This window comes from Paludibacterium purpuratum, assembly GCF_004363805.1.
Taxonomy (GTDB): Bacteria; Pseudomonadota; Gammaproteobacteria; order Burkholderiales; family Chromobacteriaceae; genus Paludibacterium; species Paludibacterium purpuratum.
This window is the reverse complement of record NZ_SNZP01000017.1, coordinates 1-17,864: the sequence shown is the minus strand read 5'-3', so window position 1 is coordinate 17,864 and position 17,864 is coordinate 1. Positions and strand designations below refer to the sequence as shown.

Genomic DNA, 17,864 nt, shown 5'->3' with positions numbered 1-17,864 from the left:
GCGCCCGTTGTTTTTCGAACTGACCGAACCGGCTCAGCGTGCTCGGTCGGCGGTACGCTCGGCGATACGCATGATCACGGAAACCGCTTTTTCCATGCCTTGCAGCGTGACGAACTCGTGCTTGCCGTGGAAGTTATAGCCGCCGGTAAACAGGTTCGGACATGGCAGACCGCGGAAAGACAGTTGCGCACCGTCGGTACCGCCGCGAATCGGGCACATCTCCGGCTCGACGCCGACGTCCACCATCGCCTGGCGGGCGATCTCCACCACATGCGGGAACTTGGCCACTTCGTCGCGCATATTGGAATACGAGTCCTTCAGGGTCACTTCGATGCGACAGTCGCTCGGCAAACCGGCTTGCACATCACGGGCGATCTGCTGGATGCGCGCTTTGCGCGCGGCGAAGTTGTCGCGATCGAAATCGCGGATGATGTAATTCATTTCCGCCTGTTCGACAGCACCGCTCAGCGAGATCAGGTGGAAGAAGCCCTGATATCCCTCGGTATGTTCCGGCGTTTCCTCGGTCGGCAGCATCTGGTGAATGCGAGTAGCCAACGTCAGCGCATTGACCATCACGTCCTTGGCGCTGCCCGGATGCACGTTGTTGCCGAAAATCTTGATATTGGCCGAGGCGGCGTTGAAATTCTCCGCCTCCAGTTCGCCCACGCCACCGCCATCGACCGTGTAGGCCCACTCGGCACCGAAGGCCTCGACGTCGAAATGCTGGGCGCCCTTGCCGATTTCCTCATCCGGCGAAAAAGCAAAGCGGATCGAACCGTGCGGGCGGTTCATCTCTCGCAAACGCAGCATCGCGGTGATGATTTCGGTAATGCCGGACTTATCGTCCGATCCCAAAAGCGTGGTGCCGTCGGTCGTGATCAGCGTGTGGCCAATCAGCGTGTTCAGCACGGGAAAACGTGTCGGCGACAGCACTTCGCCGCTCATGCCCAACTTGACATCGCCACCGCGATAATTTTCCACCACTTGCGGCTTGATACCCTTGCCGCTGCAGTCCGGCGCGGTATCCAGATGGGCGATGAAGCCGATCACCGGCACCGGCCAGTTGACATTGGAAGGCAGCGTCGCCATCACGCACCCCTTGTCGTTCAGCGTGATTTCCTCGAACCCAAGCTCAGTCAGCTCTTTGAACAAGGCACGCGCCAAGTTCAGCTGTCCATCGGTGCTGGGCACGCGTTCGGCAGCGGGGTCCGATTGGGTATCGATAGAGATATAGCGGAAGAACCGTTCTAGAATATTGTCCATTTTGTCCTCAATGCGAGCGTTTTATTGCATTGTGCATGCAATATGAGGCACAAATTTTGCGTTACATCAGAAAGCCGACGATCACGGCAACCACCGGTTAAATCGCACTCAACACCGGAAAATGATATCGCCACGGCATCGGGCGTTTGCGTGTATATTTCATATTTCTTACTCCCCCGGCTCGCTGCCATGTATCGATGGCTACTCATTCTGCTTTTCTGGTTGCCGATGGCGCTGGCCGCACCGATGCCGCCGTCGCCGATTAAGCCGTTGACCCTGCTGACCGAGTCCTACCCACCGTTCAACGACGCGGATTCCGCCGGCAATCCTACCGGCATTTCCACCCACATCGTCACCCTGCTGATGCAAAAAGCGGGGCTGAGTTACAGCATAACGGTCGTCCCCTGGGTACGCGCCATCACGCTCGCCAAAACCCAAGCGAATCATTGCGTATTCTCGATGTCGCGAACGCCCGAGCGCGAGGCGTCGTACCAGTGGATCGGCCCACTGGTATACAACGATTGGGCCCTGTTCGCCAAAGTGCCGGCGGATCGACTAGATCGATTGGAGCAGATCGGCCAGCGCGCCATCGGTTCTTATCAGGGCGACGCTATCGTCGCCTATCTGGCATCTCGCGGCTACAACGTGGATGCGACTGTCAAAGACGAGCTCAATCCAGACAAGCTGCTGGTCGGCCATATCGCCTACTGGGCCACCGGCAAGCTCATCGGCCAGTACATCCTGCGCCAGCAAGGCCGACAGAACCAAATCGAACCAATCTTGGTCTTCAATCGCACCGAGATGTATCTGGCCTGCCATCGCAGCACTCCGGAAGCATTGGTTTCCCGCCTCAACGCGCTGATACGCGAGATGCGACAGTCGGGCGAGATCGAGCGCATCTACCTGCAAGCCGGCTATTCACCCTAGAGACAGCCCGCCACAGCCGGCCATCAAGGTATCGGATTGACGAGTGATGCGGGGCACCGGGACAATGAGGGCGACATCAACACTAGGTCTTCCATCATGCCGGACAACCAGCGCCACCAGCCGATCGAACTGGCCAAATCCTACCGATTGCTCAATCACGGCCCAGTCACCATCGTCACAAGCAGCCACAATGGCGAACGCAACATCATGGCGGCGGCCTGGGCCATGCCGCTCGATTTCGACCCGCCCAAGGTTGCCGTGGTCATCGACCGCAACACCTGGACGCGCGAACTGATCGAGGCTTCGGGTCGTTTCGCGCTCAACATCCCGACCCGCGCCATCGCCAGCCAAGTTCTGGCCGTTGGCGCCAGCTCCGGCCGCGAAGGCGACAAGTTCGCCGCATTGGGACTAGAGACCTTCACAGGGTCTAGCGACCTGCCGCTCGTGGCCGGCTGTGCCGGCTGGTTGGAATGCCGCATTCTGCCGGAAGACTCGATTCAACAGCGCTATGACCTGTTCCTCGCCGAAGTAACGGCAGCCTGGGCCGATCCGCAGCTCTATAGCGACGGCCGCTGGCACTTCCCGACCCCGGACAGCCGAACCCTGCACTACATCGCAGGCGGCGCGTTCTTCGTTACAGGCGACGAATTGGCGCTCTAACGCTGGCACGCTAATTGCTGCAAGAGGGGCTGGACAATCACTCCATCCAGCGCCCTTGCAATGAATTCGACACTTCCGATCGCCATGACCGCCTCGAGCGGCAATACGCCGAACTACGGCCAGGCAGATTTTGCCGCAACAACGGCAAACCCTGCCCATGCCACGGACGCCGAGAGCGGCGCAGCCCCACACGAAGATCGCGTCTCCCTGTCGGCCCAAGCGCTCGCACTCTCGCAAAGCGCTGCACAGGCCGACGACAAGGCAGCAAGGGCACAGCAGACCCAAGCCGTCGAGCCACATCAGTTGCAATTCCCCGATGCAGCCCTAATGGCGAAATTGCGCGCACAAGGCATTCCGACGCAGCCCGCCTTCATGTTGGATGTCGACCCGGCCACGCACCGCGTCAGCGTGCTAGGCGCCAGACCCGACGCCAGCCGCATCGCCGCCATGATCAACACCAGCGCTTAAGAAGCCGCTCATGATCGTTGCGTGGCGACAATCGACGCATGGCGTGCACGCGCGACACACCCAACACGGCGCCACCACCACATAGAGCCGCCTTCATCTGCGCATCTGCCCACCATCAAAGTTCCGACTGATTTTTGAATTAATTCCTACAGATCAATAAGCCAATCGATGTAAACCAGGAGTCGATCGGACTGCCTATGCGAGGCATCCCGAGGCAACCTCCAATGTTTCATCACGCAAAAGGCATCGCCATGCGCACTTTCTCATGTCATTTCCTCGCCATCCCCTTATTGGCAGGCTTAAGCCTGCCGGCAAGTGCCGACCAACCGGGCGCTGCGCCACCGGCGACGGAGTGTTCGCTCAAGTGGCTGCAGGAACTCAGTACCGCCGCACGGGTGGCATTGACCAACAACAATTCGGACGCGGCAGCGACGCTAATCAGGGCAGCCACTCTCTGCAAGGCAAATAAGCGAGCACAACTAAGCAGCAACTAAGCAGCGTTAACAGCAGCAGCCCCGCCGCGCGCGGCGGGGTTCGATTTTTATCATGGTGGCGCCACCGGCTCCCTGCTACACTCTTCCTCTTTTCAACTTCCGCGCGCGCGACCGACTCCGTCACGACCGCCCGGGCTCTGATGCAACAGCTTGATCGACATGAAGAATGCTTTACGTTTTCTGGGTGCGCTGCTGACTAGCGCCTGGCTGGCGCAAGGCGTGGCCGCGAATCGGCCGCTCGCCGACCTGCTGGGCGATGCCGCGCTATGGCAACAGCTCGATTGGACGCAGGCGACCGGCTCGGCGCCATGGCAGGATCGAGCCTGGGTCAACTTTCTAGGCAAGCAGACCGGCAGCATCACGCACGACCGCATCCAGGCGCTACGACTGGACGGCATCGACTGGCAAGCCACGCTCGACGAGCACCAGGGCGTCACGCCTTCGGCACAACTGACTGTCTACACGCCGGCGGAAGACAACCAGCTCGACCACTGCGGCAACCTTTACAGCTGGGCACAGCATCATTTCGGCCAACCCGGCATGACCGTGGACGGCAGCTATCGCATCGCCGGCAGCGGCGGCTCGTCGGCGCACGGTTATACCGACCGCCATTACCAGTGGGATCTTGGCAATACGCGCATCATCGAGGACTGCCAAGGACAGAGCACGGGCGACGGCACCATCGTCTACGCAGCCAGTTCGCTACGTTTCGCGCCGCAAAGTGCCGGCAACACCGTCCATCCACTCATCCTCGCCAAGTGCTCGCGCTCGCTGCGCCTGAACGATGCCAGCGACATTCCGCTAAAGATGTCGGACATCGTCTTCGTAGTGGATGAGAATAATGGATCGATCCGCCGTCCCGACTTGGTACCGATCCGCGTGCACAACGTACAAGTCAATCCGCGACAAGTCAGTTTCAATCTGACACTCGACCAGTCGACCAACGAGTACCAGGTCGACCTACCGTCCGGCCAGCTCACGGCCACCATGTCGATCGCCGCCATTCGCGCAGGCCAAGTGACCGGCCAATGCAGCCTGCGTCCTTTGCCGCCCCCGGATCGCGACCTGCCTGCCGCAAAGTAAGCCCATTAAGCAAACAGCCCGGCACTCGCCGGGCTGTTTGCAACGTCGTTCCGAAAGTAAAGCTAGCGCGTTTCCACCGCCAGATTCGCATCGGCCACCGCAGTCCGTCTTGCATGCAAATCGGGTAGGAACGCCGTCAATAGCCCCAAAAGCGGCAAGAAAGCGCACACCCGATAGACGAAGAAGATACTCGTGTGATCCGCCAGTGTTCCCAATGCCGCGGCGCCCAGCCCCCCCATGCCAAACGCGAAGCCGAAGAACAACCCGGAAATGGCGCCGACTTTGCCAGGTACCAGTTCCTGGGCATAGATCAGAATGGCGGAGAAGGCCGAGGCCAGCACCAGCCCAATCACCACCGACAGTACTTCGGTCCAGAACAGATTGGCCGAGGGCATCAGTAAAGTGAACGGCGCCACACCGAGAATCGACACCCAGATAACCCGTTTACGGCCAATGCGGTCGCCGACCGGGCCGCCAATCAAGGTACCGGCCGCCACCGCGAACAAGAACAGGAACAAATGCATCTGCGCCGACTGCACGCTCAAATGGAATTTACTGATCAGGTAAAAGGTGTAATAGCTGGTTAGGCTGGCCAAGTAGAAGTATTTGGAAAAAATCAGCATCGCCAGGATAAATAACGACCAAAACACGCGACGAGACGACAGCCCGGTGCTGTGGCGCACAACCGCCTTCTTGGCTTGCGCCCGTTGATGGCCGCGGTACCAGTTGCCGACGGCGGTCAGCACCAACATGCCGATGAGCGCCGCAGCGCCGAACCAAGCGACACTCCCCTGCCCATGCGGCAGAATGATCCATGCCGCCAGCAGCGGACCAAGCGACGAGCCCAAGTTGCCGCCAACCTGAAACACCGATTGCGCCAGTCCGTGCCGGCCGCCGGATGCCATGCGCGCCACGCGGGAAGACTCGGGGTGAAAGATCGACGACCCCATCCCCACCATTGCCGAGGCCATCAGCAGCGAGGACATGCTCGCGGCCGACGACAACAGCAACAGCCCCGCCAGCGTACAACCCATGCCGACCGCCAGAGAATAAGGCTGCGGACGCTTATCGGTATACAACCCGACCACCGGCTGCAGTAGCGAAGCGGTAATTTGATAGGTCAAGGTAATCAGGCCGATCTGAGCGAAGCTCAGGTGATGCGAGCCCTTGAGCATCGGATAAAGGGCAAAGATCAGCGACTGCATCATGTCGTTGAGCATATGCGAAAAGCTGATGGCGACCAGCACGGCCATCACGGTACCGCCAGCCGCCGCTTGAGCGCCCGGCGAGCTGGCGAGCGCCTCGATTTTGCGATTCATCGAACTGCCCCATGGAAATGAAAGACATTCTCATTTTACGGTGGCATTAAAAATAGATCTTGCCAAACTATATCGCCAATCAGCCAAATGACGATAAAAAAAGCCGACCTCGCGAGGCCGGCTTCTTACTGTCGCTATCGCGGTTTAGCGCGATTTGACGAACGGGATCCCGATGGCTTTCGGTGCCACGGCACGGCCGACGAAGCCAGCCAGCAACAGCACGGTCAGCACATACGGAATCACCTGGATGAACTGCGACGGGATTTCGCCGATGAACGGCAGCGGCACCCCCTCCAGGCGAATCTGCACCGCATCGGCGAAGGCGAACAACAGACAGCCCATGACCGCATAGGTCGGCCGCCACTTGCCGAAGATCAGCGCCGCCAAGGCCAGGAAGCCCTTACCGGCAGTCATTTCCTTGATGAACGACCCGGTTTGATACACCGACAGGAAGGTACCGGCCATACCGCACAGCATGCCGTTGCACAGCAGCGCCAGGTAACGGATGCGCACCACCGAGATCCCGGCGGTATCGGCTGCGTGCGGGTTTTCGCCCACGGCGCGCAGACGCAGACCGAAACGGCTGCAGTACACCGTCCAGGTCACCAAGGGCAGCACCACCAGGAAAGCCAGATACACCAGGATGCAGTGGCCGGACAGTAAACCGCTGTAGATCTGACCGATCACCGGCACGTTGGCGATCGAATCGGCAAACGGCAAATTGATCTCGTGAAAGCGCGCCACGTCGTCGAGCTGCGGCGAATTACCGCCTTGCTGGAACCAGGCGAGCCCCAGCACCGGCGTGATCCCCGAGGCGATGGTATTGACCGCCATACCGGAAATCAGCTGATTGCCGTTGTAGGTCACCGACACCAGCGCATGCAGCATCGACAGCATCGTGGCGGCGAACATACCGGCCAGCAAACCAAGCCAGGGGTTGCCGGTGGCGTAGGCCACCGCCGCGCTGGCGAAGGCAGCGGTCAGCATCTTGCCTTCCAGGCCGATATCCACCACGCCGGAGCGCTCGGAGAACAGGCCGGCGAGTGCCGCCAGCACCAGCGGCGTGGAAACGCGGATGGTCGAATCGAGCAAACTGATCAACTGTTCCATGTCATTTCCCTCGCTTGAAGAACGAAGCCAGAATCGGCTCGAACAGATTTTCCAGGCCGCCGCAGAACAGAATGACCAAACCTTCGATCAACAGCACCATTTCCCGGGTGATCATCGGCTTGGCAAACGACAGATCCAGGCCGCCTTGAGTCAGCGCACCGAACAGCAACGCCGACAGGATAATACCGACCGGGTGGTTGCGCCCCATCAGCGCCACAGCCACGCCGACGAAGCCGATGCCGTTGGTGAACAGCACGTTCATGCGGTGGGTCGAGCCCAAGAGTTCGTTGACCGAGGCCAAGCCCGACAGCGCGCCGGATGCGCACATGGCCAGGATGATGATCTTGGTGACATTCATGCCGGCATAGCGCGCGGCATGCTCATTGGTACCGACGGTGCGCAGTTCATACCCCCAACGGCTGTGCCATACCACCAGATAGAACAGCACGCAGGCGATCAGCGCCAGGAAGAAGGTGCCATTGAGCGGCGTACTCGGAATACTGATACCGATGCCAGCCAGAATGTTCTGCATCGCCGGCATCCACGCGTTCTGACCGAATTCGCGCGTCGTCGGGTTTTGCGAACCCGGCTCGATCAGTTGGTGACCGATCAGGTACAACATCAGCGAATACGAGATGAAGTTGAACATGATGGTGGTCACCACGATGTGGCTACCGCGTCGAGCCTGCAGCCACGCCGGGATATAGGCCCAAGCTGCGCCGAAAGCCATGGCGGCGAGCATGCACAGCGGCATCAGTATCCAGAACGGCAATACCTTGTCGAAGGCGAACACCGTAAGCGTGATGCCAAGGCCGGCCAAGTAGGCCTGCCCTTCGCCACCGATGTTGAATAGCCCGGCATGGAACGCCGCCGCCACCGCCAGACCGGTGAAGATGAAATCGGTGGTATAGAACAGTGTGTAGCCGATACCCTCGCCATAACCCAGTGCGCCATGCACCAGGATCTTCAAGCACTCGAGCGGATTTTCACCGATGACCCAAGTCACGACACCCGTGACCAGGAGCGCCGCCAACAGGTTAAGCGCCGGCAGAATCGTCAGCTGCGCCCAACGCGGCAAAGTAGATGGTTGACCGAACTTCAATGCTTGTCTCCTCCGCCCATCAACAGGCCAAGGGCAGGAGCGGTTGCATCCTTGCCGGCCATTTCGCCAGTAATCTGACCGCCCGCCATCACCAGGATGCGGTCGGACAATGACATGATTTCTTCCAATTCGACCGACACCAGCAAGATGGCCTTGCCGGCATCGCGCAATTCGACCAGGCGTCGATGAATGAACTCGATGGCGCCGATGTCGACCCCGCGGGTCGGCTGACCGATCAGCAGCAGATCCGGGTTGGCGTGAATCTCACGCGCCAGCACCACCTTTTGCTGATTACCGCCAGACAACAAGCCGACGCGCAGCATGGGATTGTCGGGACGGATGTCGAACTGCTTGATCAGTTGATTCATACGCGCAACCAGGGCCTTGCGGCTGTAGAGCGGCCCCTTGCAGACCGAGCGGTCGCATTGGTAGCCCAGGATGGCATTTTCGTAATTGGGGAAAGCCTTGACCAAACCCTCGCGCGAACGATCTTCCGGCACATGGGCGATGCCCAGTTTGCGCAGCACGGCAGCCTTGGGCTGGCGATATTTGAGCGTACCGAGGTTCTGACCCTTGTAGAAAATTTCGCCCGTAGAGGGTTGCTGCATACCGGCCAGCACCTCGAGCAGCTCGGACTGTCCATTGCCGGCAACGCCGGCGATGCCGACGATTTCGCCGGCACGGACTTGCAGATTGATGTCCTTGAGCAGCTTCACGTTACGACGATCGACCAGGTTCAGATCCTTGACCGACAGCACCACTTCGCCCGGCTCGCGCTGCGCCTTGTCGACCTGCAGGTTGACCTTGCGTCCGACCATCAGATCGGCCAGACCGGCGCGATCGACGTCGCAGGTGCGCACGTTGCCGACCATCTGGCCACCGCGCATCACACTGACGTTGTCGGTAATGTCCAGCACCTCGCGCAGCTTGTGCGTGATCAGGATCACGGTCTTGCCCTGCTCCTTGAGCGTGCGCAGGATGCGGAACAGGTGATCGGCTTCCTGCGGGGTCAGCACCGCGGTCGGCTCGTCCAAAATCAACACGTCGGCGCCGCGATACAGCGCCTTGAGGATTTCCACCCGTTGCTGCAGCCCTACGCCGAGCTTGCCCACTACGGCATCCGGATCGACCTCGAGGCCGTATTCCTTGTTGAGTTCCTTGAGATGGGCGCGCGCTTGCTTGACGCCGTGCTTCAGCACGAGGCCGCCTTCGGCGCCCAGAATGATGTTTTCCAGCACGGTGAACGTGTCGACCAGCATGAAGTGCTGATGCACCATGCCGATACCGAGGCGGATCGCCTCCTGGCTATTGCGGATATGCGTATCCTTGCCATTGACGCGGATAGTGCCGGCATCCGCCTGATAGTAGCCATAGAGGATACTCATCAGGGTGGACTTCCCAGCGCCGTTCTCGCCGATAATGCCGTGGATCGAGCCCTTGGCAACCTTCATTTCGATGTCGCGGTTGGCCGCGACGGCGCCAAAACTCTTGCAGATGCCGATCAACTCGATGGCTAAGTCGGTCATTCTTATATTTCCCTGAATGCTGATTGCCCTGAGACTTTCCCACACAAATCAAACGGCCACGCCACCAAGGGCAGGCGTGGCCGTTTCGGGGATCGCTCCGATCCTGACTACGTCGCTACCTTATTGAACCGGGCAGCTGTTGTTGGCGCGGTAGTCCACAACCTTGATCTTGCCGCTGATGATATCGGCGCGTGCTGCCTTGATATGCTTTTCCATATCCGGCGTGATCAGCGGGCGGTTGTTGGCGTCCAGCGCCCAGTCGATACCGTTTTCCTTCAGACCCAGCACTTGAATACCCGGCTTCCAGGTATTGTTCTTGGCATCCATGAAGGTGTTATGCACGGCGATGTCGACGCGCTTGACCATGGAGGTCAGCACGGAACCCGGGTGCAGGTAGTTCTGGTTGCTGTCGACACCGATGGAGTACTTACCGGCGGACTTGGCGGATTGCAGTACGCCCAGACCGGTACCGCCGGCAGCGGCGAAGACCACGTCGACACCACGGTCGAACTGGCTCTTGGCAAGCTCGGTACCGCGAGCCGGGTCGTTGAAGGCAGCCGGCGTGGTGCCGGTCATGTTTTGGATGACCTTGTCGTTCTTGTTAACGAACTTGACGCCTTGAACGTAACCGCAAGCGAAAGCGCGGATCAGCGGCACATCCATGCCACCGATAAAGCCGACGGTATTGGTCTTGGACTTCATGGCGGCGGCCATACCGACCAGGAACGAGCCTTCTTGTTCCTTGAACAGGATGCTCTTGACGTTCGCACCCTTAGCGACCGAGTCGATGATCACGAAGCGAGTTTTCGGGAATTCCTTGGCCACGGACTCGATAGCCTGGGTGTAGGAGAAACCCACGGCGATAATCGGATCCATGTTCTTGCGTGCCATGTCGCGCAGCACTTGCTCTTTTTGCGCGTCGGAGGAAATTTGCGCGTCGCGGTACGCTACGCCGGTTTCCTTTTTGAACTGCTCAGCACCCTTGTACGCCGCTTCGTTGAAGCTCTTGTCGAATTTACCGGCCTGGTCGTACACCACGGCAGGCGCGAAGGCGGCAAAGGCGGAAGACGCCATCAGGGCCGACGCAACGGCAAGGCTCACACGTTTCAGTTCGATTTTCATCTTTATCAACTCGCATCGTTGGTGATAGGAAATGTGCGTCAAGCCGAGGCTGGCCAGAGCGGCACACTCTCAAAAGAGCAAGCCCGAAGCGTGCTTCACCTCGAGCCAGGGTCAGGTGTTTCAGGATTTTCCATGTCTGCGACATGCCCCGCATCGACCCCAGACGACACCGCGCATTGAGCGGAACCCGGGACGATGTTGCTGAAACATCAGCGCATTCTGAGGGCGCAAATTGTAGTTTTACCATGCAAACCTGTAAACACTGAATAGCTTATCAGTATTTACTGTAGATGGTTGGCTATCACACCCACAGAACGATCAGTCATCGCCCGCTGTTGCAATATTCTCTTCCGATGAAGATATCTATGCAACATGATTGGCATCTTTTAAATACGCAAAGATGAATTTATTTGACGCGGATCAGCCATCGTCATGACAACGGGATTGGCAAGTTAGCTTTTAATGAAGATATCTAGGTGCACTGCGCGAAAGACGTGGCATTTCCGTTACAATCAGGCCCGTCAGATTGAAGAAAACACCCCATGCTGAGCTATCGCCACGCCTTTCATGCCGGAAATCACGCCGACGTTCTGAAACACCTGATCGAAGTGCTGCTTTTGCAACACTTGGCTTTGAAGGATACCCCGTTCTGGTATGTCGACACCCACGCCGGCGCGGGTTTGTACGCACTGGACGACGGCTTTGCCAGCAAGAACGCGGAATTCGAGTCCGGCATCGCCCGACTCTGGCAGCGCGACGATCTGCCCGAGGCGCTGGCCCCGTATCTGGCAGTCATCCGAAGCTTCAACCCCGATGGCCGGCTGACCCGCTACCCCGGCTCGCCGCTGGTGGCGGATAGGACGATGGCGGCGAACGGCAAGCTACGGCTGTTCGAGCTACACCCAAGCGATCACCGCATTTTGCAGGATAATTTCGCCGGCCGGCACCGCCGCTGCCAAATTCAATGCACAGATGGCTTCGAAGGCATCAAGGCCATTCTCCCGCCTCCGCCGCGCCGCGCACTGGTGCTGATCGATCCGCCTTATGAAGACAAGAAGGACTACCAGCGCGTACCGGCGGCGCTACGAGAAGGCCTGAAGCGCTTCGCCACCGGTGTCTATGCCGTCTGGTATCCACTGCTGCAGCGCGCCGAAATGCGCGAATTGCCCGAGGCGCTCAAAAAATTGCCGGTCAGTAGTTGGCTCGACGTGACGCTAAGCGTGCAGCATCCATCGTCGGATGGCTTCGGCATGCATGGCAGTGGCATGTTCATCCTCAATCCGCCCTGGACGTTGGCTAAAACGCTGGAAGCCACCCTGCCCTGGCTGAGCCAGACCTTGGCGCAAGACACGGGTGCCGGCTATACACTACGCTACCAGGCGGACTGATTCGTCTCAGCGGTCGCCAAACCGAGCCAGCAGCGCCGGCAGATCACGGATGCCTTGCTGCGGATAATACTTGCCGATCAAGGCCGCCAACTCATCGGCGAAGGCGGCGAAGTGCGCCGAATCCTCGTTGACCGCCCCCTCCGTTTCGATGGCCCGTTCGATCATGCCGCCTGCGGCGGTAGCGTGATTGAAGCGGTCGATGACAATGAAGTTGCCGGTATGACGGCATTCGCGGTAAGGGTCGAAGATCGCCGGCGCGTCGAGCACCACATGGCACAGTCCGATCTCGTTCAGCGTCAGTTGCCCAGCCTCCGTGGCGGCATGCGAATTGACATCGATCCGCTGTACGATGCGCGCCACCCGGCCCGGCACTTGGCGCCCCGCCAATTTGAACAGATATTCGCGCCCCGGCTGCAACGGCGCCTCCGCCATCCAGACAATATGCGCCTCGAACGCTGCGGATACCGCTGGCAAAGCCTCTTCGACACGCACCAGCATATCGCCGCGCGAAATGTCGATTTCATCGTCCAGCGTCAAGGTAATGGCTTGGCCGCGATGCGCTCGCGCCAAGTCGCCATCCGCCGTAACCACCGCCTTGACTCGGCTCTCACGCCCGGACGGCAGCGCACGCACCAGATCGCCCGGGCGAATCTCGCCCGAGGCCACCGTGCCGCTAAAGCCACGAAAATCGGCATGCGGCCGATTGACCCACTGCACCGGCAGACGGAATGCCCCCAAACCCGGCCCGGCCGAAAGCTCCACCGACTCCAGCAGTTGCATCAAGGTCTGGCCGTGATACCAAGGCATGCGCGCACTACCCTCCACCACATTGTCGCCGCGCAATGCCGAAATCGGCACAAAGTGCAACGAGTCGAAACCCATACCGACGGCCAGACTCAGATATTGGTCGCGGATGACATCGAAAGCCGCCTGATCGTAATCGCGTAGATCCATCTTATTGATGGCAACGATCACATGGCGGATGCCGAGCAGGCTGACGATATAGCTATGACGTCGCGTTTGCTTCTGGATACCGTGACGCGCATCGACCAAAATCACAGCCAAGTCGCAGGTAGAAGCGCCGGTGGCCATATTGCGCGTGTACTGCTCGTGCCCGGGGCAATCGGCAATAATGAATTTGCGCTTCTCAGTCGAAAAATAGCGATAGGCGACGTCGATGGTGATACCCTGCTCGCGCTCTGCCTGCAGCCCGTCCACCAAGAGCGCCAGGTCGATATCGTCGTCGGTGGTGTTATAGCGCTGCGAGTCGCGCTGAATCGCCGCCAGTTGATCCTCGAAGATCAGCTTGGAGTCATGCAACAGCCGGCCGATCAAGGTGGACTTGCCATCGTCGACGTTGCCGCAGGTAATGAAGCGCAGCATATCCTTCTGCTCATGCTGCTTCAGGTATTCGTGGATGTTTTCCGCGATCAGTCCGGATTGGTGTGACATGGCGTTCGCTTCCGTGTGCAGGGGCGGGCTAGAAATAGCCGGCGATCTTTTTCTTTTCCATGGAGCCGGACTGATCGTGGTCGATCAGACGCCCCTGGCGCTCCGAGGTCTTGGTCAACAGCATCTCTTGGATGATCTCCGGCAACGTGGCCGCGGTCGACTCGACCGCACCGGTCAACGGATAACAGCCCAGCGTACGGAAACGCACCTTACGTAGCTGCGGCACTTCCCCCGGCGCAAGCGGCATGCGCTCGTCGTCGACCATCAACAGCATGCCGTCGCGTTCGACGACCGGCCGCTCGGCCGCGAAATACAGCGGCACGATGTCGATATTCTCCAGATAGATATATTGCCAGATGTCGAGTTCGGTCCAGTTGGACAACGGGAACACCCGAATGCTCTCGCCCTTGTTGATGCGGGCGTTGTACAGATTCCACAGTTCCGGACGCTGGTTCTTCGGATCCCAGCGATGCTGACGATCGCGGAACGAATAGACCCGTTCCTTGGCGCGCGATTTTTCCTCATCGCGGCGCGCGCCGCCAAAAGCGGCATCGAAACCATACTTGTCCAATGCCTGCTTCAGCGCCTGGGTCTTCATCACGTCGGTATGCAGCGAACTGCCGTGTACGAAGGGATTGATGCCTGCCGCCACGCCATCCTGGTTGATGTGCACCAGCAATTTGAGTCCCAGACGCGCCGTCAACCGGTCGCGAAAGGAGATCATGTCGCGGAATTTCCAAGTCGTGTCCACATGCAACAAAGGAAATGGCGGCTTGCCGGGATAGAAAGCCTTCAGCGCCAGATGCAGCATGACCGCCGAATCTTTGCCGATGGAATAGAGCATTACCGGATTATCGAATTCGGCAGCCACTTCACGAATGATGTGGATGGACTCCGCTTCCAGCTGCTTGAGATGGGTCAATCGATCTTGCTCAATCATGGATACCTGCCTGATTCTTGGTCCGGGCGGGACTGTCTGTATTACCAGCAATCTAAATCAGACAAAGGTCGTAAGCAAAATCGATTTGATATATCAATATAATGGGCCGAAGTACCGCAATACGCTCTCGCGCTCAAGCACGTTGACCAACCATGCCAGGCGGAAAACCAAAGAACCGCTTGAAAGCCACGATAAAGGCAGAAGCCGAGGTATAACCCACCTCTGTTGCAACGAGCGATACCGCAGCCCCCTCGCCCAGCCGCATCATGGCGCGCTGCAGCCGCAAACGCTGCCGCCAAGCGCGAAAGCCCATGCCGGTTTCCGCCTCGAACAGCCGGCTCAGCGTGCGGCTCGACGCTGCCGCGCGCTCGGCCCACTCATCCAGGCTGCGCTCGCAGCTCGGATCTTCAATCAACTGCCGGCAAATCGCCTTCAGCCGGACGTCCTGAGGGAACGGCAGCAGCACGTCGCGTGGCGGCAAACGGCCGAGTTGATCGAGCAGCACGGCAATCAGTCGCCCCTGCTCGCCACCCTCGTCGTACTCGACAGGGTAAGAGCCGGCCTCGTGAATCAGTTCGCGCACCAGAACAGTCATGTTTACCACACCGCCGCGCCCGGCCAGCCGCACCCCCGCCGAACCTCCCACATAGAGGCTCTCCTGCTGGATCTGCTGCACCATCTCCACCGAATGCTCTATGTTGGGCGGAATCCATAAGCCCATGTCCGGCGTCATGACATAACTGCCGATCTCGGTTGTCACCGACATAACGCCGCTACTGCAGTACAAGAACTGAGCCCAAGTATGTCGGTGCGGGCGAACCACCGAATTCTCCGGGCGCATCTCAATTCGCATCATCACCGGCCGAGGCAAACTAGCGTAATTCGGCAGACTCAGTTCAACAAGATGATTTAGATTCATGGCGATTATATGCAAAGGGGAGGCCATTTTAGTAACGGCCATTGGAACCACACAGCTGTACGATATTACATTCCCATGAACCTATTAACAATAAACAAACGTTATGCCTTGATTTTGTTGGCTTTATAACCCATCCCGCCATAGAGCCGGCCTTCCAGACATTGACTTCGCGTCATCTGTCAAAACGGACAGTTTATATAAAATTACAAACCATCGATTTTAAAAATGGCGAGCAAAAGTGCCGCCATTTAAAACGGAGAAATAGATGGTTAATAACCAAACCAAGAAAATATATAGTGTCACATTGGGTGCATTTTTCCTGGGCAATCTTGCCTGGGCACAAGCCGGCCCGACTTGGGTCGATACCCAAACCAAGAGCATCAGACCGCCGGTCACCACAATGGCCGCTTTGCCGGCCCAGCCCGGCACACCGATGCATGTGGTTGTTGCACTGAAGCTTCGCAATCGTGCCCAGCTCGATCAGCAAGTTGCCCGCATGCGCGCCGACCCTCTCCATGCGCAACACCTCTCCAAGGAGGCATTTCTACGGCAATACGCGCCGCTAAGCAGCCAGGTGAACCAAGTCGTGCGCTACCTGCAAAAACAGGGGTTCCGCAATATCCGCGTCGCCGATAACCGCTTGCTCATCCAAGCGGATGGCACCGCGCTGACGGCTGGCAATGCGTTCAACACCTCGATCCGCCTCTATTCGCAAGGCGAACATGCTCGCTTCGGCAATACGCGCCCGGCACAGGTGCCGGCTGCGCTCGGCGGTACGGTGCTATCCATCATGGGCCTGCAGAACGTCTACAAGGCCCACTTCATGGCACGCCCGGTAGCCGCCGGCACACTTGCGGCCACCCCCAAGGGAGTCTCGGGGCACGAACCGTTCACGTTCTCGGCCATCTACAACGGCACCAAAGCACCGAACGCGAGCAAGGCCACCATCGGCATAATCGCCCAGGGCGATCTGACGCAAACCCTGGCCGACCTGCAAACGTTCCAGCAGAAGCACAAGCTGAACGTGCCGGTCGATGTCGTCCAGACCGGCGACGCCAGCAGCGATACCAGCGGGTTGGTCGAGTGGAACATGGATAGCCAAAGCAGCCTGGGTGCGGCTGGCGGCGTCGCGAAACAGATGCTGTTCTACGTGGCCCCCACCCTGGAAAACAATGCTCTGACCGTCGCATTCAACCAAGCCGTCAGCGATAACCAGGCGCAAGCCATCAACGTATCGCTGGGCGAGTGCGAAAACGACGCCAAGAACGACGGCTCGGCAGACGCGCAAGATCAAATCTTCCAGACTGCGGTAGCACAAGGCCAGACCTTTGCCGTTTCGTCCGGTGATTCCGGTTCCGACGAGTGCGGCAACGGCGGCACCAGCCAGAGCTATCCGGCCGTCTCGCCCTATGTCGTTGCCGTGGGCGGCACTACCGTCACCACCAGCAGTAATGGCAGTTATCTGAGCGAGAGCACTTGGTCCGGCGGCGGCGGCGGCCCAAGCGACACCGAGTCGGCACCGGATTGGCAAGCACAATCCGGCGTATTGGGTTCGTCCACCCAGCGCGGCGCACCGGACATCGCTTTCGATGGCGACCCGGCAAGCGGCGCATTGGTTCTGGTGAACGGCGCTCAGCAACAGGTGGGCGGCACCAGTCTGTCGGCACCGATCTTCACCGGCATCTGGGCGCGCATGCAATCGATCAGAAACAATCAGGCAGGCTTTGCCGGCCCTACGATCTATCGTCTGGCCAAGAGCAAGCCTAAGACCTTCCACGATGTCACAACCGGCAACAACGGTAGCTTCAGTGCCAAGAAGGGCTGGGACTATGCCACGGGCTGGGGCAGCATCGACATCTACGCGCTGTCGCAAGCCATTCAGCAAGGCCTGTAATAGTCGCAAACGCGTAGCGTGCATTCGCTGAAGCCAATGCACGGGTTTGAAGGGTATGGAGAATTTGTGCGTTGCTTCGCGAACGCACACTACGCAAGCACCAAAGCAAAAAGCCCAGACCTAATGGTCTGGGCTTTTCTCAAGAGGCGTCTGGCAGTGTCCTACTTTCACACGGCGAATGCCGCACTATCATCGGC

At 59.0% G+C, this 17,864-nt stretch carries 15 protein-coding genes; 6 read left to right on the top strand and 9 right to left on the bottom strand.

The annotated features are described in order from the left end of the window. Positions 1 to 33: 33 nt before the first annotated feature. Entirely contained in the window at positions 34 to 1,263 is a 1,230-nt protein-coding gene (gene pepT / locus DFP86_RS17300; RefSeq protein ID WP_133683612.1) for a peptidase T, read from the bottom strand. Between the two features lie 189 nt (positions 1,264 to 1,452). Here pepT and DFP86_RS17295 point away from each other — a divergent pair, with 189 nt between their 5' ends. The 4 genes from DFP86_RS17295 (at position 1,453) to DFP86_RS17275 (ending at position 4,895) form a co-directional block, all read left to right on the top strand. Beyond that, positions 1,453 to 2,190, top strand: coding sequence for a substrate-binding periplasmic protein (locus DFP86_RS17295; RefSeq protein WP_166642321.1), 738 nt, complete (start codon positions 1,453 to 1,455; stop codon positions 2,188 to 2,190). A gap of 96 nt (positions 2,191 to 2,286) precedes the next feature. Continuing rightward, the gene (locus DFP86_RS17290) at positions 2,287 to 2,850 is read left to right on the top strand and encodes a flavin reductase family protein (RefSeq protein WP_133683608.1); all 564 of its coding nucleotides are present in this window, start codon (positions 2,287 to 2,289) and stop codon (positions 2,848 to 2,850) included. A 60-nt stretch (positions 2,851 to 2,910) separates the two neighbouring features. Beyond that, entirely contained in the window at positions 2,911 to 3,318 is a 408-nt protein-coding gene (locus tag DFP86_RS17285) for a hypothetical protein (RefSeq protein ID WP_133683606.1), read from the top strand. A gap of 653 nt (positions 3,319 to 3,971) precedes the next feature. Continuing rightward, on the top strand, positions 3,972 to 4,895 hold the full coding sequence (locus DFP86_RS17275) for a hypothetical protein (protein ID WP_133683602.1): 924 nt from the start codon (positions 3,972 to 3,974) through the stop codon (positions 4,893 to 4,895). A gap of 62 nt (positions 4,896 to 4,957) precedes the next feature. On the opposite strand, the gene DFP86_RS17270 is transcribed toward DFP86_RS17275, so the two are convergent. From DFP86_RS17270 to DFP86_RS17250, 5 genes are all read right to left on the bottom strand, one after another. Then, positions 4,958 to 6,214: an MFS transporter gene (locus tag DFP86_RS17270; protein WP_133683600.1), complete on the bottom strand. Its 1,257-nt coding sequence runs from the start codon at positions 6,212 to 6,214 to the stop codon at positions 4,958 to 4,960. A 144-nt stretch (positions 6,215 to 6,358) separates the two neighbouring features. Then, a complete protein-coding gene (locus DFP86_RS17265) occupies positions 6,359 to 7,324 on the bottom strand; it encodes an ABC transporter permease (protein WP_133683598.1) in 966 nt (321 codons plus the stop codon). Position 7,325: 1 nt separating this feature from the next. Continuing rightward, on the bottom strand, positions 7,326 to 8,426 hold the full coding sequence (locus tag DFP86_RS17260; RefSeq protein WP_133683596.1) for an ABC transporter permease: 1,101 nt from the start codon (positions 8,424 to 8,426) through the stop codon (positions 7,326 to 7,328). After that, positions 8,423 to 9,952: an ABC transporter ATP-binding protein gene (locus DFP86_RS17255; RefSeq protein ID WP_133683594.1), complete on the bottom strand. Its 1,530-nt coding sequence runs from the start codon at positions 9,950 to 9,952 to the stop codon at positions 8,423 to 8,425. Before DFP86_RS17255 ends, DFP86_RS17260 begins: the two co-directional genes overlap by 4 nt. Before the next feature lie 120 nt (positions 9,953 to 10,072). Beyond that, positions 10,073 to 11,074: a BMP family lipoprotein gene (locus DFP86_RS17250; RefSeq protein WP_133683592.1), complete on the bottom strand. Its 1,002-nt coding sequence runs from the start codon at positions 11,072 to 11,074 to the stop codon at positions 10,073 to 10,075. A gap of 542 nt (positions 11,075 to 11,616) precedes the next feature. Between DFP86_RS17250 and DFP86_RS17245 the strand changes: the two genes are divergently transcribed. Next, positions 11,617 to 12,462: a 23S rRNA (adenine(2030)-N(6))-methyltransferase RlmJ gene (locus DFP86_RS17245; RefSeq protein WP_133683590.1), complete on the top strand. Its 846-nt coding sequence runs from the start codon at positions 11,617 to 11,619 to the stop codon at positions 12,460 to 12,462. Between the two features lie 6 nt (positions 12,463 to 12,468). On the opposite strand, the gene cysN is transcribed toward DFP86_RS17245, so the two are convergent. The 3 genes from cysN to DFP86_RS17230 form a co-directional block, all read right to left on the bottom strand. Then, positions 12,469 to 13,914: a sulfate adenylyltransferase subunit CysN gene (cysN, locus tag DFP86_RS17240; RefSeq protein ID WP_133683589.1), complete on the bottom strand. Its 1,446-nt coding sequence runs from the start codon at positions 13,912 to 13,914 to the stop codon at positions 12,469 to 12,471. Positions 13,915 to 13,942: 28 nt separating this feature from the next. Next, on the bottom strand, positions 13,943 to 14,854 hold the full coding sequence (gene cysD, locus DFP86_RS17235; RefSeq protein ID WP_133683587.1) for a sulfate adenylyltransferase subunit CysD: 912 nt from the start codon (positions 14,852 to 14,854) through the stop codon (positions 13,943 to 13,945). Positions 14,855 to 14,987: 133 nt separating this feature from the next. Beyond that, a complete protein-coding gene (locus DFP86_RS17230) occupies positions 14,988 to 15,707 on the bottom strand; it encodes an AraC family transcriptional regulator (protein WP_279526907.1) in 720 nt (239 codons plus the stop codon). A gap of 331 nt (positions 15,708 to 16,038) precedes the next feature. Between DFP86_RS17230 and DFP86_RS17225 the strand changes: the two genes are divergently transcribed. Next, positions 16,039 to 17,667, top strand: a complete 1,629-nt coding sequence (locus DFP86_RS17225) for a S53 family peptidase (RefSeq protein WP_133683584.1) — start codon at positions 16,039 to 16,041, stop codon at positions 17,665 to 17,667. The last annotated feature ends 197 nt before the right edge of the window (positions 17,668 to 17,864 follow it).